The sequence below is a fragment of the Gracilibacillus sp. YIM 98692 genome, assembly GCF_010993965.1.
In the GTDB taxonomy this organism is placed as follows: domain Bacteria; phylum Bacillota; class Bacilli; order Bacillales; family Amphibacillaceae; genus Gracilibacillus.
The window spans coordinates 26,211-42,969 of sequence record NZ_WIXM01000020.1 but is presented as its reverse complement, the minus strand read 5'-3'; the positions used below and the strand labels follow the sequence as shown (position 1 = coordinate 42,969).

The following is a 16,759-nucleotide window of genomic DNA, read 5'->3' as shown; positions in this document are numbered from 1 at the left end:
TCCAAAATCTATCATGACGTACCCATTAAAGCAAATATTCTGTTTTACTTATACTCTACTCTCCCTAATAAGAAGGCAAATAATAAGCCTCCAGCAAACGTACCGATGCATACAACTGTTTCCCATACATCTGCAGGCCATCCAGGAAAAATAACAAATACAGAACCTATGACCATTCCAATCACAAAAGCATATGTACCATATGGAAAATGTTCAAGAAAGTAAAAAATAAGTTTACTCATTATCATGATTCCAAGAGCAATACCTAACCCTACAATTCCGATAATAAGGAGATTTAAATCTTTAATCGCACTGATGATAGTTGTGTAAGAACCAATAACGTACAACAAAAATGACCCGCTAATACCAGGTAAGATCATCGCAGCACTAGCTACAAATCCAGATACAAAAATCCAAATATAAGTTGACGTAGAAAAGCTCGTCACTGGCTCTGGTTCACCTACTTGAAATAATGCCATCGAACCAACTATAATCCCGCCTGCCACAATCAAGATAATATGTTGGACTCTAAATGTATTTTTAGCATTGGCTTGATGAAATAAAAAAGGTAATACCCCAACAATTAAACCTAAAAAAGCAAATTGTGTTTGCTTTGGATAATACTCAAAAAACCACTCTATTATATTTGCTAATAAAAATACAGCAGTTAAAATCCCGATTCCTAATGGGACTAAAAATAATAGATGTTTTTTAAAATCCTTACTAAAAAAACCATTTACTGCTTCAATCAACCGGTCATAGATACCTAGAACCACAGCTATTGTACCTCCACTCACACCCGGCACAACATCACTCGCCCCCATGAGCATCCCTCGATAAATGTTTCTCCACTCCATATTCTACTCTCCATTTCCTATTCTTTATCTAAAAATTGAAGCTCTGATAGCCTTCTGGAAAGGTGCTCCTTTATCTCATTTTGATGCTTATTTACATGAGATAATTGGCTTTCTGATACTTTATGTAAAGGCAACACCTTAAAACCTGTCATTCTCCCATTCTTTATTTGATAGTCTACAAATGTAGGCAAAAAAGCCGGAGAATGGACTTTCACATGTTGATCCTGAAGATCCTTTTCAATAGAAAATTGCAACATTCCTCCTATTCGGCGATATAAGGTATTTTGTCCAGACAAGAAATTCCCCAGAGAATAAGCCACTAATGTCTGATTTCCATCTTTCCCTTCAAGCCACTCCAATGGTTGTAAAACGTGAGGGTGATGACCGATCACTACTTCTACACCCATATTTGCTGCATATTGCGCTAACTGTTTTTGTTCTGAACTCGCAAATCGCTCATATTCACTTCCAAAATGATAACTTAACACCGTGACATCGGCTAATTTTTCTGCCTTCTGCACATCTTGTTTGATCTGCTCCCAATCCATCCGATTGACTAAATAATCTTTACCTGCAGGGGTTGGAATACCGTTCGTTCCATACGTATAGCTTAAAAAAGCTACCGAAATTCCTTCATCCGTTTCGATGACACGAATTTGATTACGGTCTTCTCGAGATTTAAAACTCCCTGTGTACTCCATTCCTATTTTTTCATAATAGCGTATCGCATTTTGAATGGCTGTTTCCCCGCGATCTAGAATATGATTATTTGCCATTGTGACTAGATCAACTCCCGATTGTTGGATGGCATCTGCCAAGGCATATGGACTGTTAAACCTTGGATAGGAAGATAATCCTATGTCTTCTCCACCTATTACCGTTTCTTGATTCGCTATGGTAATCGTCGGCCCTTGTAAATAACTAGTGACGGGTTCAAACATTGGGGTGAAATCATAACCGTCCTCTGTTGCCGCATCTTCATAGACTCGGTTATGAATTAATAAATCACCAATTGCTCCAATCGATATCTCAATACTCCCAGGAAAAAATGATTCAAACAGCACTCCTGTGTCACCTTTTTTGACATCCATAGGATTATTCTTCCCTTGATGATTATTAGCATTATAATTAGACGGAGACGGTGTACAAGCTGCCATGATTAATAGCCATAACAACACATAGATCAATGGTTGTATACGCAATGTTGATGATTCCCCTTTATACTCATGCTTGCTAATCCTCGAAGTTCTATTTTATCACGGTGAACAATCGTCCGTAAGACCCACACTTCCAGACTTAGAATAATGAAAGAAGTGAGGAATAACGGACGCTAGCACCCTGATAAGTTTCGCTATCCATCAGCGGGGGATGAAGCCCCCCACTGATGGAAGTCCCTCTGTATGGAAGCTAACTTCATTTTAACATAGGCATGGAAATTTATTTTGAATATTTTGTAATGAATATACGTTTTTTATCGTCTTTATAGTGTAGCCCATTTTACAAGGAGGACAAACATGATTGAAGTAAAAAACGTAAGCCAGACCTTTCAATTAGGTAAAAAAAATGATCAAACACACCTGAATGTATTAAATGATATTTCATTTCAAGTTGAAAAAGGAGAAATCGTAGCAATTACGGGAAGAAGTGGTTCTGGAAAATCTACGCTTTTAAACCTGGTTAGTGGATTCATGCAGCCCACACAAGGTCAAATCTTGATCAATGGGGTTGATGTGACAGCATTAAATGAAGGGGATTTTGCTGATTTTCGTTTAGAACATATCGGTTTTATTTTTCAAAGCTTTCAACTAATTCCCAGCATGACCGCTTATGAGAATGTAGAACTGCCACTTGTCTTAAAAGGAGTATCCGAAAAGGAAAGAGAATCGATTACAAAGAACACTTTACAAAAAGTTGGTTTAGAAAACTATATGACCTATTACCCTAGTGAACTATCAGGAGGACAGCAGCAAAGAATCAGCATTGCTAGAGCGCTTGTCATAGAACGGCCTATTATTTTAGCGGATGAACCAACAGGTAGCCTCGATAGTGAAACAGAAGCAGAAATACTAGAGATTATTCAGCAGCTGAACCGTGATTTAGGTATCACTTTTTTAATTATCACACATGATCATAAAGTTGCTCAATTTGCGAATAAACAGATTCATATTCATGATGGGAAAATAATAGAAGAAGGTGTTGCGATATGAAGTTTAAAGACCAATGGCGATTTGTTCGCCGAAATATGAAACGAAGTAAATCACGAATTTTTATGACTGTTCTTGCAACAGCAATGGGCTGTGCTTTTTTAATTGTATTAGCATCTGTAGGTTTTGGATTACATGATACTTTAGTAAAAGATATGCTAGAAAACCGAACGGTTACGCAAATACAAATAGCCGGGAAGGATCATGACGGGGAGTTTCAACAAATTACGGATAAAGAGATAGAAGAGTTAGAGTCTATGGAAAATATAAAAGCTGTCACAAGGCGTATGAACCTCAGGCAATCTCCGACCTATCAAATAGAAGATTATACAGGATATGGGCAGACAGTTGTTGCTCATTTTCCGTCTGAAATCAAGGCAGGGCTGGAGTTAGCTGACGGTAGATTACCCGAAGCAGATAATGAGGTTGTCGTTGGCTCTCATTTTTCTGAACAATTAGTTTCTACTGAGAGTGAACAGGAAGAAATCTATGATGAAAACGGCGATATAAAAGAGGCTTATCAGTATGATGAAGGCCTTGCTGGCAAAGAGATAGATATGATTGTGACCAAATCTTCTTCTAATGGAGAAGAGGAAGAATCCAAAACCATTTCTCTGAAAGTGACGGGTGTGGTCGAAGCGCCTGCTAGAGATTGGATGCGAGATAACACGGTGTACATATCGAAAACCATTTTAGCAGAAGTGGGAGCTTTTACTGGTACTGCTCGTGGTGCTAGATCTAGCCAAGAAGATAGGCATGTTGCACAAAATAGCGAGGGATACGACGAAGTATATGGGTATGCGAACAGCATGGAAGAAATTAGTGACATTTCGAGTGACCTAAAAGATCAAGGGTATCATGTATACTCTGCTGCGGATGAGCTAAAAAATTTGAATATGTTGTTTACCATCGCTAAAACCGGCTTGATATTCATTGGAACGATTGCGATTATCATTGCTTCTATTGGAATTTATAACACGATGACGATGGCGGTAACTGAACGAACACCTGATATTGGAATCATGAAAGCAATGGGAGCACACCCGAAGAAAATCAAACAAATTTTCTTATTGGAGAGCAGCTATATTGGCCTGCTGGGAGCCATTATAGGAACCATAGCAGCTTACTTGATTAGCCTCCTCGTTAATACTGGGCTACCGATGATTTTAGAAGCAGCTTTCCAAGAATCGTTACCAGAAGGATTTAAGTTTTCTGCTATTCCTCTATCGTTAATATTGATTTCGGTTGGGATTTGTTTACTAGTTACGATTATTTCTGGATTAAAACCGGCAAAACGTGCCACACAAGTAGATGTGTTAAAGGCGATTCGGAGAGAAATTTAAATTAAAAAATGAAGAATTTGCAGCTGCTAATGATCTTGTGATTTCTTAGCAGCCGAGATTTGTAGAGGGATTTCCATCATTTGGGGATTACGGACAATTGTTCACCGTGATAAATCATATTTCTTCCTTAATGATTCTGGAGCCATTTTTACCATTTGCTGCAAAATAAGTGTGGCTACCATTACATCATCTAATATACCGAAAAACAGTAAAAAATCAGGTATTAAATCAAATGGGAAAATGATATAAGCCGCGATTAAAAGAATAGATGCCAGTTTAGATGTGATCTTTACATCACCTGATAGGAAGAATTCTTTAAAAAATGGGAAAGATTTACGAAATTTAAATAGAAACTTTAATCTGCTGAAAAATCGCATAAAACATCCCTCTTTTCTTTTTTAGTCCAGTATCAAATCATAAATGAGTCAGACTGTAATTCATTTAATTTTAAACAAGAAAGTATAATCAGCTGTGGAACGATGCGGGACTCCTTTTCGTATATCATTCCCCTTAATCATAACAGAAAAACCAGTAAGGTTAGCCCTTACTGGTTTTTCTGTTTCTTCGCTGCTTTTTCTCTTTCATTTTTGTTTAGTATCTTTTTCCGCAGGCGGATTGTATCAGGTGTCACTTCGCAATATTCATCATCATCCAAGTATTGAATCGCTTCTTCTAGCGATAACTTTCTTGTTTTTCGAATAGTCGCCGTTTGATCCTTTGTTGCGGAACGCACATTAGTTAAATGTTTTTCTTTTGTAATATTAACGGTTAAATCATTTTCGCGATTGTGCTCCCCAACAATCATCCCTGCATATACTTCCGTACCAGGCTCAACGAAAATAACCCCTCTGTCCTCTAAATTCATAATACCATATGTGGATGCCTTCCCGTTCTCTAAGGCTACTAGAACACCTTCACGTCTACCGCCAACTTGTCCTTTTACAACTGGCGCATACTCTTCGAATGTATGGTTGATAATACCATACCCTCGAGTTTGGGTCATAAATTCCGTTGCATAACCGATTAGCCCTCGAGATGGCACCTTAAACTCCATTCTAACTTGTCCTGTTCCATGGTTAACCATATCTATCATCTCGCCTTTACGAGCACCGAGCGATTCCATGACTGGACCTGTATAATCCTCTGGCACATCGATTTGCACACGTTCAACCGGTTCACATTCTACCCCATCAATTTCCTTGATAATTACCTGCGGCTTCGATAACTGCAATTCGTAGCCTTCACGGCGCATATTTTCTACTAAGATAGAGAGATGCAATTCACCACGCCCTGAAACAATCCACGCATCAGGGGAGTCTGTAGGGTCCACTCTCAAACTAACATCCGTCTCTAGCTGTGTCATTAAGCGCTCTTCAATTTTTCTTGCTGTAATATACTTTCCTTCTTTCCCTGCAAACGGACTGTTATTCACCACAAAGGTCATTTGCAACGTCGGTTCATCAATACGTAAAATCGGCAGTGCTTCTTGATTTTCGGTTGGACAAACCGTTTCGCCGACGTTAATATCTTCCATCCCTGCTACGGCAATAATATCCCCTGCTTGAGCTTGTTCAATTTCCACTCTTTTTAAGCCGATAAATCCAAATAACTTGGTTACTCTAAAGTTTTTCACTGAACCATCTGTTTTTAGAAGCGATACTTGCTGTCCCACTTGGATCGAACCTCTAAACACACGCCCTACTCCAATTCGGCCAAGGTAATCATTGTAATCAAGCAATGTAACTTGGAATTGAAGAGGCTCTTCTCGATTATCAATTGGTGCAGGAATATTCTCCAGAATCGTCTCAAAGATCGGCTCCATTGTTTCCTCTTGTTCTTCTACTTCTAGCTCATAGCTAGAAGTTCCATTCAATGCAGATGCATAAACGACTGGAAATTCCAGCTGCTCATCGTCTGCACCAAGCTCAATGAATAGATCTAAAACTTCATCTACTACTTCATTTGGACGAGCATTTGGACGGTCAATCTTATTTAAAACAACTACTGGATGAAGCTTTTGCTCCAACGCTTTCTTCAGCACAAATCGGGTCTGCGGCATACAGCCTTCATAAGCGTCCACCACTAACAGTACACCGTCTACCATTTTCATAATTCGTTCTACTTCACCGCCGAAGTCAGCATGTCCAGGTGTATCTAATATATTAATATGTGTATCTTTATAATCAATTGCCGTATTTTTTGCTAAAATAGTGATTCCACGTTCTTTTTCAATGTCATTGGAATCCATCGCACGTTCGTCTACTTGTTCGTTTTCACGAAAAGTACCAGAATAATGTAGCAATTGGTCTACTAACGTTGTTTTTCCGTGGTCAACGTGGGCAATGATTGCAATATTACGAATTTCTTCTCTTACTTGCGTCATCTGCATTCTCTCCTCTTAATGAACGTTCAAAATATATCAACTTATCCAGTATAACACAATATTATTTTAATCATATACTGAATGTTTCTTTTTTTCATAATGCGAAAATGAAACCGTAAAAACAGCACCGCCTAACCGATTATTTTCCGCTTTAATAGTGCCATCTGACTGTTCGACAATTGCTCGGGCGATAGCTAAACCAAGCCCTGTCTCACCACTTTCTCCTTTGACAAAACGATGAAATAACTTAGACAATAATTCTTCATCCATACCTTCTCCGTCATCCATTACTTCCATACAGACTTGTTTGCCTTTTTGATAAACCGATAGCTCTACTTTATGGTTTGCATGCCTTATTGCATTTGTCACAATGTTCATGATAGCTTGAAGCATTTTATCATGATCAAAAGAAACAATGTATGGCTCTACCTTTTTCACTTCCCACTTTATTTCTTTTTCATTCGCTATTGGCAATGCTCGTTCGGTAATTTTTTCTACAAATTCTTGTAAATTTACCTCTGTTTCATCATAAATACTCTCTTCACTATCTAATTTAGCCAGTAATATAATTTCGTTAATAATTTTCTTTAGCCGGTTAATCTCTGCCACCATTACATTTAATCCGCGTTCTGCTTCTTCATTCTCAAAAACCCCATCTCTGATTCCTTCTGCATAACCTTGTATCGTCATCAAAGGAGTTTTTAATTCATGACTAGCATTTTGAAAAAAATGACGCTGTGATTGAATAAAGCTATGCAATTCATTCGCCATATCTGACACACTCTGCTCCACTTCCTTAATTTCACCCGTGGCTTTAATCTCCTGCATATCGTCAAACTTTCGCTTTTCTATTTTCTTCAATTGATGCTTCAATTGCGTTAATGGTGTAACGAGCTTAGATGTCAAATAATGACTTAACAAAACAGCTACCGCTATACCGATTAAAAAGATTAAACTCAGCCGCCATAACAAGCTTTTTTGTACTTCCTGTAAATCATCTAAGGGAGTCAATAATACAAGATGCTGCGTAGAAACGATTGAATAAAAAGGTAAGATAGACACCACGTATTTTTCATTATCCGCTTGCCATAACGGTTGTTCTGTCTCTTCCATATCATATCGATCTACCCAATCATTGACTACTTCTAACTCAGGTATGGATGAAAAAATAATTTGGTTAGATCGATCATCGTATGCAAATACTTGTAAGTTATATTGCTCTAACATATCCAGTAGCCGCTGTACATTAGACGTATTATTTAAATCCTGGTATAAAATAAAATTTACAATGAGCTGTCCTTTATCCTCTAATTGACGCTGCTCATCTTTAATTAACATTTGCAGCATTTGGGAATAAATCGTAATACCTGCCACTGTCATGATAACAACTAATAATGTTGTAAATGCAATCGTTAATTGATATTGTAATTTCATTATTCATTCTCATCCAAATGTAGTCTATATCCATATCCCCAAACCGTTTCAACAGGAAGCTTATCTAACTTCTTCCTTAAACGTTTGACCAAATCATCTACCGCTCGATCACTCCCGAAATAATCATCTCCCCAAACTAAGGATAATAATTCTTCACGGGAGAATGCCCTATTAGGCCTTGTTGCAAATATCTCTAACATATCAAATTCTTTGGCTGTTACTTCTATTTCTTCCTCATGCCAAAACACTTGTCTTGCTTGTTTATCAATTTTTAACCCTTGTTGTTCAATAAAGTCAGGTTGCTTCTGCTCCTGTTGCAACTGACCTTCCGCCCGCTTAAATAGACGTTTCACACGAGCAACAAGTTCTCTAGGACTAAAAGGCTTCGTTAAATAGTCATCACTGCCTAACTCTAAACCTAAAATTTTATCTACTTCCTCATCTTTAGCCGAAATAATAATAATAGGTACTTCACTAACTTCCCTTATCTTCCGGCATAATTCATAACCGTCCATTCCTGGTAACATAATATCTAAAATCCACATATCCGGATGCTCACTATAAGATTGTTCCCACGCAGCCTCTGCTGTTTCCATCATGGTTACTTGATAACCTTCCTTCTTTAGATAGGCTTTCACTATATCTCTAATATTCGCATCATCTTCTACAATGTATATATGCTGATTCATTGCTAACACCCACCTCTCTTTGTTAGTATTTTCGCACATTTTTTTCAAAAAATTAAGCAGTACTCCTCTTAACTTCATGCTTTACACATTATTTCCACAATTATCCCATTAATGTGCCATAAGTAATGGGTAGAATGAAAGTACAATAAAAAAACAAAGAAAGGGTGTGAATAGAATGAAGGAAGAACAAAATGATTTATATAATCAAGAACACAGACCAGAAACGAAAACAACCAAAAAGAAAGATCAAAATATGCTTTCTATGCTTTTAAGCGGTGTAGCAGGAGGGTTAATTGTCGCTCTATTCGGTGGAGGGATTATCCTCTCGATGATAGATGATCAAGAAGAAATAAGTCAGCAAGAAGTGGAGCAACAAACACAAGAAACACAGACTACGGAATCATCCGCCATACAGGCAACCAATGTAGCAGCAAGCAATTCTAATTCGTTATCAGGTATTGTAGAGAATGTTTCAGATGCGGTGGTAGGTGTATCAAATATACAACAGACAAGTTTATGGGAAGAGTCTGACGCAGAAGGTACAGGATCAGGCGTTGTGTATAAAAAAGATGGCGAATACGCTTATGTCGTAACCAACAACCATGTTGTCGAAGGTGCACAGGAAGTAGAAGTTATTTTAACAAATGGAGAGCATGTATCAGCTGAACTCATGGGTACGGATGCCTTAACAGATCTCGCAGTACTTCGAATCCCAAGTGATCAAGTAACGACCGTAGCACCAATTGGATCTTCTGCAGACTTACAAGTTGGGGATACTGCGATTGCGATTGGTAATCCACTAGGAACTGAATTTGCCGGATCTGTCACAAAGGGAATTATTAGTGGATTAGATCGTGCAGTAGATGTTGATTTAAATAACGACAGACGAGCAGATTGGACAACAGAAGTGATTCAAACAGATGCCGCTATTAACCCTGGCAATAGTGGTGGAGCCCTTATTAACGAGCAAGGTGAGGTTATTGGAATTAACTCCATGAAAATTGCATTAGGTGCAGTCGAAGGTATTGGATTTGCTATCCCTATTGATGATGCAAAACCTGTAATTGAACAGTTAGAAACAGAAGGGGAAGTTACTCGTCCATTTATCGGTATCAGTGCTGTGAACCTAGACACTGTGCCAGCACGTCATAAACAAGACACATTAAACTTAAGTGAAGATGTAGAGGAAGGCTTAGTGGTAGCACAAGTAGAAACAGGTTCTCCTGCAGATAGCGCCGGATTACAAAAATATGATGTCATTACCGCCATTGATGATCAAACACTATCTTCAATGTTAGATTTAAAAACTTATCTTTATAAAGAAACCAATGCCGGAGACGAAGTAACCATAACTTTTTTACGTAACGGAGAAGAACAAACCACTACCCTAACCCTGTCTGAACAGGGAAACCTTTAATATAGAATAGAAACCGGGCATTTAACTGCTCGGTTTTCTTAATTTTCTAATGAAAACGTTACCTATTTTTGATAAAGTAAAATAAGATAGAAATATATTGGAGGGATGAATAATGACTACTTCAAATCAGACGGTTATTGGCTTTATTGGTGCTGGTGTAATGGGGAAAAGCATGGCAAAACATTTAATCGATGCAGGGTACGATGTTCATTTATTTACAAGAACAAAAGAAAAAGCGAAAGACGTAATCGAACATGGTGCAGTTTGGGAAGATACGGTTGCAGATGTTGCCCAAAAAGCAAATGTGATCATGTCCATCGTAGGCTACCCAAGTGACGTAGAGGAAATATATTTTGGCGAAAACGGTATTATGGAAAATGCAAAACCAGGATCTTACATCATCGATATGACTACCTCTGATCCTCAATTAGCAGAACAAATTGACCAAAAAGCACGAGAAAAACAGCTACATAGCTTAGATGCACCTGTGTCAGGCGGAGATATTGGCGCTAAAAATGGCGCCCTAACAATCATGGTCGGTGGAAAACAAGCAGATTTTGATTATGTCCTGCCTATTTTTGAAGTAATTGGTACCAACATTGTCCGTCAAGGGGAAGCTGGCGCTGGGCAGCATACGAAAATGGCCAACCAAATCACCATCGCTTCGAATATGATTGGTGTTTCAGAAGCTATTATGTATGCCAAGAACGCAGGTTTAGATCCGGTACGTGTTCTAAAGAGTATTTCGCAAGGAGCTGCGGGAAGCTGGTCTCTTTCCAACCTAGGCCCTCGTATGATCAAAGGAGATCTAGCCCCTGGTTTTTATATTAAACACTTTATCAAAGACATGAAAATTGCTTTGACTTCAGCCAAACAAATGGGCTTACAAACGCCCGGTTTAGAGCTTTCGTTACAATTATACGAAGAGCTAGCAGAAAATGGAGAAGAAGACCGAGGTACACAAGCTTTAGTGAAATGGTTTGAGGAATACAGCAAAAGCACCGTGTAAAAAATTTCCCCAAAACTTATATTGATTTCTTGACTAAAAGTTTGTTACAATTAATGCTTGCAAGAGACAATGTAAATAAAATCACCCAACCTAAACACATTTATATCTTGCAAATATGAATTGATAGGTGGTTATAACATGGAGAAAAAAGAAAAATATCAAGTATTGTTGTATTACCAGTATGTCAAAATGGACGACCCTGAAGGTTATGCAAAGGAACATTTACAGTTCTGTAAAGACTTAGGTCTAAAGGGACGTATTCTTGTTGCTCATGAGGGTATTAATGGTACAGTCTCTGGTACTGTAGAACAAACCAACAAGTATATGGAGACCATGCATGAAGATCCTCGCTTTAAAGATATGGTCTTTAAAGTGGACGAATCAGATGGCCACGCCTTCAAGAAAATGCACGTAAGGCCTCGCCCAGAACTTGTAACATTGCGTCTAGAAGATGATATTAACCCGAAAAAAACAACTGGTCAGCATTTAAGCCCTCAAGAATTTTATGAAGCAATGCAAGATGAGGATACGGTTGTATTAGACGCTCGAAATGACTATGAATATGATTTAGGTCATTTCCGTGGTGCGATTAGACCAGATATCGAAACCTTTAGAGAACTTCCTGAATGGGTCGAGGAAAATAAAGATAAATTAGAAGGTAAAAAAGTACTCACTTATTGTACAGGTGGTATCCGTTGTGAAAAGTTTTCTGGTTGGCTTGTAAAACAAGGGTTTGAGGATGTAGGGCAACTTCACGGCGGTATTGTCACTTACGGAAAAGACCCAGAAGTACAAGGCGAATTATGGGACGGACAATTATATGTGTTTGATGAACGTATTTCTGTTCCCGTTAACCGCAAGGAACATGTTATTGTTGGAAAAGATTACTTTGACGGAGAACCTTGCGAACGTTACGTGAATTGTGCCAACCCAGAATGTAATAAACAAATTTTGTGCTCAGAAGAAAATGAGCATAAATATATGCGCGGATGCACACATGAATGTCGTGTACACCCTCGCAACTTATATGTAGAAGAACACAATTTATCACTAGAAGAAATAGAAGCACGTCTTGAGCGTATTAAAGAAAAAGACGGCGTTGAAAATAAAGCATAAATGATGAGTTTGAAGGCATGTAGCAGGGATGATATTATTCCGTTACATGCTTTTTTAATGTTATGCTTAGGAAAAAGGAGGGCCATATCTTATGTCTATTTATGATTACCAAGTGGAAGCCATAAACGGAGAAAAAATTTTATTAAAGAAGTATAAAGGAAAAGTATTATTAATTGTCAATACTGCAAGTAAATGCGGGTTTACTCCTCAATATGAAGGATTGCAAAACCTGTATGAGAAATATCACGAAAAAGGATTAGAAGTGCTCGGATTTCCAAGCAACCAATTTATGAATCAAGAGCCTGGTACTAATGAAGAAATTGAACAATTCTGTCAAATGAACTATGGTGTTTCTTTTCCAATGTTTGCAAAAATAAATGTTCGCGGTGATAAAGCTCATCCACTGTTTCAATACTTATCATCCCAAGCACCTGGCGTAGTATCGAATCACATTAAGTGGAATTTCACTAAATTTTTGGTCGATCGTGAAGGACAAGTTATAAAGCGTTACTCCCCAAAAACAACACCAGAAAAATTAGAAGCGGAAATAGAAAGTTACTTTTAATCAGCAATTAAGCATGATACCTTATAAAACTATATGTGCAGAATAACATCCATAAATACCAAAACCCGACCATTTCTTTACGATTTTTCTGAAATTCATACATATTTCGTAGTAGAACCAAACTGCGCAATAGAATAAGTTGCAGTGTGAAATACCGCTTCAGAAATATACTTCGCTTTCCGCGGGCTCGCACTGAGCCTCCTCGCTCGTTCCTCACTGCGGGGTCTCAGCGTCTTCGCTGTTCCCGCAGGAGTCTACGTATATTTCTTCCGCTAGCGAGTAGTAAGAACTATAATTTTTTCACTTAAAACAAGCACCAATTAGCTGCGGAAAAAGGCGAGACTCCTGTGGGAAAGGAACCCCGCAGGAAGCGCCCTTTGCTTCCGAGGAGGCTGAAGCGTTCCCCACGGAAAGCGAGTGTTTTTCCGCAGCGACGATTAAGCACTCATCTTTAAACAAGAGGGAGGAAAATATTGATAGGTTACTGCGCAGTTTATGGATATTACGAACAAATTTTATGTTTTCTTCTGTTATAAAGAGCTTGGCTTTTGTTTATGAAAGCCAAGCTCTTTTATAATGATTAAAGAAAAAAGTTTTTTAGTGAATCCCATTCTTCTAGTGTTAAGGTTACGCCTTTTCCCATTTTTTCATGATCAGGAGACCAATCACGAATATCGTATTTTGGCTCACGATCATTCCAACTAATAAGGTTCACTTCCTTTTTCCACCCTTTAGGTGATTCAGAAAGTACGGCAACATGCTCAACGATTTCATATTTAATAGCCATATTAACACCCCTTTCTCTAAGATCCATGTTCCATTTCAAAAACTTGCTGCACATCCTTGTCTCCTCGACCTGATAAATTGACGATAATAATATCTTCCTTATCCAGTTCTTTTGCTAACTCCATAGCATATGCTACAGCATGCGCACTCTCCAATGCCGGGATAATCCCCTCTGTCTCTGATAATACCTTGAAAGCATGCAAGGCTTCTTCTCCAGTTACTGTTACATATTCTCCTCTGCCTGCTTCTTTCAAATAGCTGTGTTCTGGACCAATACCTGGATAGTCTAAGCCTGCCGCGATCGAGTAAGTTGGCTTAGGATTTCCTTCTTCATCAAGTAAAGTTAAACATTTAAATCCATGAATAACTGCTGGAACCCCCTCTGTTAAAGATGGAGCTTCAGAAGGTTCCACCCCAATAGTTCGAACACTATCCTCTTCTAAGTAATGAGAAAACGCTCCAATGGCATTACTACCACCGCCAGCGCAAGCCACAACTGCTGCAGGAAGCTTCCCTTCTTTTTCAAGAATTTGATGTTTTGATTCTTCACTAATAACAGATTGGAAGAACTTTACCATCGTTGGGAAAGGATGAGGTCCAACCGCTGATCCAAGTAAGTAAAACGTATTTTGATAATTTTCTATAAGATCTCCTAAAGCAGCGTCAACTGCATCTTTTAAACGACCTTGTCCAGCATCAACACTTTTTACCTTTGCTCCTAATAATTCTATTCGGAAAACATTAAGTGCTTGGCGTTTTATATCATGTTTGCCCATATAAATGGTACAATCCATGCCAAACATAGCACATGCTGTAGCTGTGGCAACACCATGCTGTCCCGCACCTGTTTCTGCAATCACACGCTTGGCTCCCATTCGCTTTGCTAATAAAATTTGCCCAATAGCATTATTAATTTTATGAGCCCCAGTATGATTTAAATCTTCTCGTTTTAAATATATCTTTGCACCATTTTGTTTTTGAGATAAATTTTTGGCATATGTTAGTGGATTTTCTCTGCCGACAAATTCCGCTAATACTTCTTTAAATTCTTGTATAAAAGCTGGATCATTTTTAGCCTTTTCAAATTCTTCTGTTAATATTTTCAGTACATTTTCTAAATCTTCTGGTACATAGCTGCCTCCAAATTGGCCAAATAACCCTTGTTCACTCATCGTAATATCTCCCCTTTTTCTCTATTATCTCTATTTTAAGTGAACCAATAAGCAGATACAATTTATTTTTAGCATTTTCTTTTTATAGAGAGTACTTCCATCAGCGGGGGTTTTCTCCATCCCCTACTGATGTTTAGCAAAACTTATCAAGGTGCTGGCATTTGTTATCTCCTACGTATGCTTCATTCTTTTTTATAGAGTAAATGAAACATTAGTATGATGAGAATTACAAAAACCGCTAGGATATAAAATAAATTAGAAAAGCCGGTTAAGGTAATAATCCAACCTAAAACAAAGGACCCTAAGGCAATCCCGGAATCATACATAGTGAAAAATGTAGCAGTTGCATAACCACTTCTAGTTGAATCTACTTTCTCTACAGCTAAAGCTAGTAAAAATGGTAATAAGGAACCATACCCTATACCAATAACGCCTGCTGTTATTAAGAAAATAACAGGGGAATACGCAAAGCTAAGCATGATAAATCCTATAGAGAACAGCACCATACAAGGAATGATTACGGGCTTAGCCCCTCGCCAATCAAACTGTCTACCAAGAAATGGTCGAGAGGCTAACATCGTGACAGCAAAAACAAAGAAGAAATAGCCTGAGACACTTTCCAGTCCTCTTGAGCTTGCAAAAACAGATATAAAAGAAACAATACTGGAATAAGAAAAAGCTATTAGAAGACCTACCAAAGAAATAGATAATGCTTTTTCCTCAAACAAATCATGTAGAGAGAAAGTATTCCCCTTTTCATAAGAGGAGTCTACCATATCATGTGCTTTCACGAGAAAAGCACAGATCACGCTCACAATGGTAAATATATTTAGTATCACAAAAAGCATTTGGTAAGAAACCAGCTGAATTAATGTTAGACCTAGAAAAGGACCGATAACAATCGCCAAATTCATGGACATCGTAAAGTACCCCAATCCTTCTCCTCTTCGTGTAGCTGGAACAATATCTGTTGCAATAGCTGAGGTAGCCGTCGTCACAATCGCGAAAGAAAATCCGTGGAAGAAACGTAACCACAGTAATGGGACAAACCCATTAACAAACAAATAAATAATGGTTGTCACTGCAAACAATATGGTTGCCACTAATAACATTTTCCTTTTTCCGAAGCGAGCTAAAATATTACCAGAAAACGGCCTAATAAGTATGGCTGCAAGCAGCATCACCGTGACAACCAAACCACCCTGTGCTTCCGTTCCATCCCATTCATCCATCACAAACAATGGCAAAGTAGTTAGTAGTGCGTAAAAACTGATAAATACAAATAAGTTGACGAAAGAAATACTAAAAAAATTCTTCGTCCAAATCGATTGTTCTGACATGCTATTCATATCTTTCTATACCGAGTTTTTCTAATAGTTGTTGAAGCTGTCTTTGCTCTTCTTCTGTTAGTTTTCCAAGAAATCGTTGTTCAGACTGCTTAACAGCTTGGATAATCTCAGGATAGTATTGTCTAGCATTATCAGTCAATGTGACCAATCTTTCTCGCTTATCCTTACCAATTGTTCGTTGCACCCAACCACTTGTCTCCATTCTTGCCAACGTTCTTGTAACAGTTGGTGCTTCCACCTTTAAATATCGCCAAATCTCTGTCTGAGTCATATCACCTTTTTGATACAAAGTATATAGAATGGACCATTGGGAGGAATATAAATCAAATGGCTTCAGTGTTAGGTTTAATTCGTTCATAAAAAGTCTTATTTTCTGATTATATAAGTGCAGTAATTGACTAGTATCCATGGAAGCTCTCCTTTTCGAAATATATT

16 protein-coding genes are annotated in these 16,759 nt (G+C 38.1%); 6 read left to right on the top strand and 10 right to left on the bottom strand.

What is annotated here, in order from left to right; all coding sequences use genetic code 11:
• Positions 1-44: 44 nt before the first annotated feature.
• The gene (locus GHD00_RS14810) at positions 45-857 is read right to left on the bottom strand and encodes a DUF368 domain-containing protein (protein WP_163538939.1); all 813 of its coding nucleotides are present in this window, start codon (positions 855-857) and stop codon (positions 45-47) included.
• 17 nt (positions 858-874) lie between these two features.
• Positions 875-2,059 carry a CapA family protein gene (locus tag GHD00_RS14805; protein WP_240468719.1) on the bottom strand — a complete coding sequence of 395 codons (1,185 nt, stop codon included), beginning with the start codon at positions 2,057-2,059 and terminating at the stop codon, positions 875-877.
• Between the two features lie 312 nt (positions 2,060-2,371).
• Here GHD00_RS14805 and GHD00_RS14800 point away from each other — a divergent pair, with 312 nt between their 5' ends.
• Both GHD00_RS14800 and GHD00_RS14795 read left to right on the top strand, forming a co-directional pair.
• The gene (locus tag GHD00_RS14800; RefSeq protein WP_163538938.1) at positions 2,372-3,064 is read left to right on the top strand and encodes an ABC transporter ATP-binding protein; all 693 of its coding nucleotides are present in this window, start codon (positions 2,372-2,374) and stop codon (positions 3,062-3,064) included.
• Positions 3,061-4,404, top strand: a complete 1,344-nt coding sequence (locus GHD00_RS14795) for an ABC transporter permease (protein ID WP_163538937.1) — start codon at positions 3,061-3,063, stop codon at positions 4,402-4,404. Before GHD00_RS14800 ends, GHD00_RS14795 begins: the two co-directional genes overlap by 4 nt.
• 101 nt (positions 4,405-4,505) lie before the next feature.
• Here GHD00_RS14795 and GHD00_RS14790 read toward each other — a convergent pair whose 3' ends face one another.
• The 4 genes from GHD00_RS14790 to GHD00_RS14775 all read right to left on the bottom strand — a co-directional run bounded on the left by GHD00_RS14790 (position 4,506) and on the right by GHD00_RS14775 (position 8,910).
• Entirely contained in the window at positions 4,506-4,781 is a 276-nt protein-coding gene (locus GHD00_RS14790) for a YkvA family protein (RefSeq protein ID WP_163538936.1), read from the bottom strand.
• 167 nt (positions 4,782-4,948) lie between these two features.
• Positions 4,949-6,787, bottom strand: coding sequence for a translational GTPase TypA (typA, locus tag GHD00_RS14785; RefSeq protein ID WP_163538935.1), 1,839 nt, complete (start codon positions 6,785-6,787; stop codon positions 4,949-4,951).
• Positions 6,788-6,853: 66 nt separating this feature from the next.
• Positions 6,854-8,221 carry a sensor histidine kinase gene (locus GHD00_RS14780; protein WP_163538934.1) on the bottom strand — a complete coding sequence of 456 codons (1,368 nt, stop codon included), beginning with the start codon at positions 8,219-8,221 and terminating at the stop codon, positions 6,854-6,856.
• Positions 8,221-8,910, bottom strand: a complete 690-nt coding sequence (locus GHD00_RS14775) for a response regulator transcription factor (protein WP_163538933.1) — start codon at positions 8,908-8,910, stop codon at positions 8,221-8,223. Before GHD00_RS14775 ends, GHD00_RS14780 begins: the two co-directional genes overlap by 1 nt.
• Positions 8,911-9,085: 175 nt before the next feature.
• On the opposite strand from GHD00_RS14775, the gene GHD00_RS14770 reads away from it, so the two are divergent.
• The 4 genes from GHD00_RS14770 to GHD00_RS14755 all read left to right on the top strand — a co-directional run bounded on the left by GHD00_RS14770 (position 9,086) and on the right by GHD00_RS14755 (position 13,017).
• A complete protein-coding gene (locus GHD00_RS14770) occupies positions 9,086-10,327 on the top strand; it encodes a S1C family serine protease (RefSeq protein ID WP_163538932.1) in 1,242 nt (413 codons plus the stop codon).
• A 112-nt stretch (positions 10,328-10,439) separates the two neighbouring features.
• Entirely contained in the window at positions 10,440-11,336 is an 897-nt protein-coding gene (locus tag GHD00_RS14765; RefSeq protein ID WP_163538931.1) for an NAD(P)-dependent oxidoreductase, read from the top strand.
• 138 nt (positions 11,337-11,474) lie between these two features.
• Positions 11,475-12,452, top strand: coding sequence for an oxygen-dependent tRNA uridine(34) hydroxylase TrhO (gene trhO / locus GHD00_RS14760; protein WP_163538930.1), 978 nt, complete (start codon positions 11,475-11,477; stop codon positions 12,450-12,452).
• Positions 12,453-12,543: 91 nt separating this feature from the next.
• Positions 12,544-13,017, top strand: coding sequence for a glutathione peroxidase (locus GHD00_RS14755; protein WP_163538929.1), 474 nt, complete (start codon positions 12,544-12,546; stop codon positions 13,015-13,017).
• Between the two features lie 580 nt (positions 13,018-13,597).
• Here the strand turns inward: GHD00_RS14755 and GHD00_RS14750 are convergent.
• The 4 genes from GHD00_RS14750 to GHD00_RS14735 form a co-directional block, all read right to left on the bottom strand.
• Entirely contained in the window at positions 13,598-13,804 is a 207-nt protein-coding gene (locus GHD00_RS14750) for a YdbC family protein (RefSeq protein ID WP_163538928.1), read from the bottom strand.
• Between the two features lie 16 nt (positions 13,805-13,820).
• Positions 13,821-14,975: a tryptophan synthase subunit beta gene (gene trpB, locus GHD00_RS14745; protein WP_163538927.1), complete on the bottom strand. Its 1,155-nt coding sequence runs from the start codon at positions 14,973-14,975 to the stop codon at positions 13,821-13,823.
• A 182-nt stretch (positions 14,976-15,157) separates the two neighbouring features.
• Positions 15,158-16,324: an MFS transporter gene (locus tag GHD00_RS14740; protein ID WP_240468718.1), complete on the bottom strand. Its 1,167-nt coding sequence runs from the start codon at positions 16,322-16,324 to the stop codon at positions 15,158-15,160.
• Positions 16,317-16,733: a MarR family winged helix-turn-helix transcriptional regulator gene (locus GHD00_RS14735; protein WP_163538925.1), complete on the bottom strand. Its 417-nt coding sequence runs from the start codon at positions 16,731-16,733 to the stop codon at positions 16,317-16,319. The genes GHD00_RS14740 and GHD00_RS14735 overlap by 8 nt, the downstream gene beginning before the upstream one ends.
• Between the last annotated feature and the right edge of the window lie 26 nt (positions 16,734-16,759).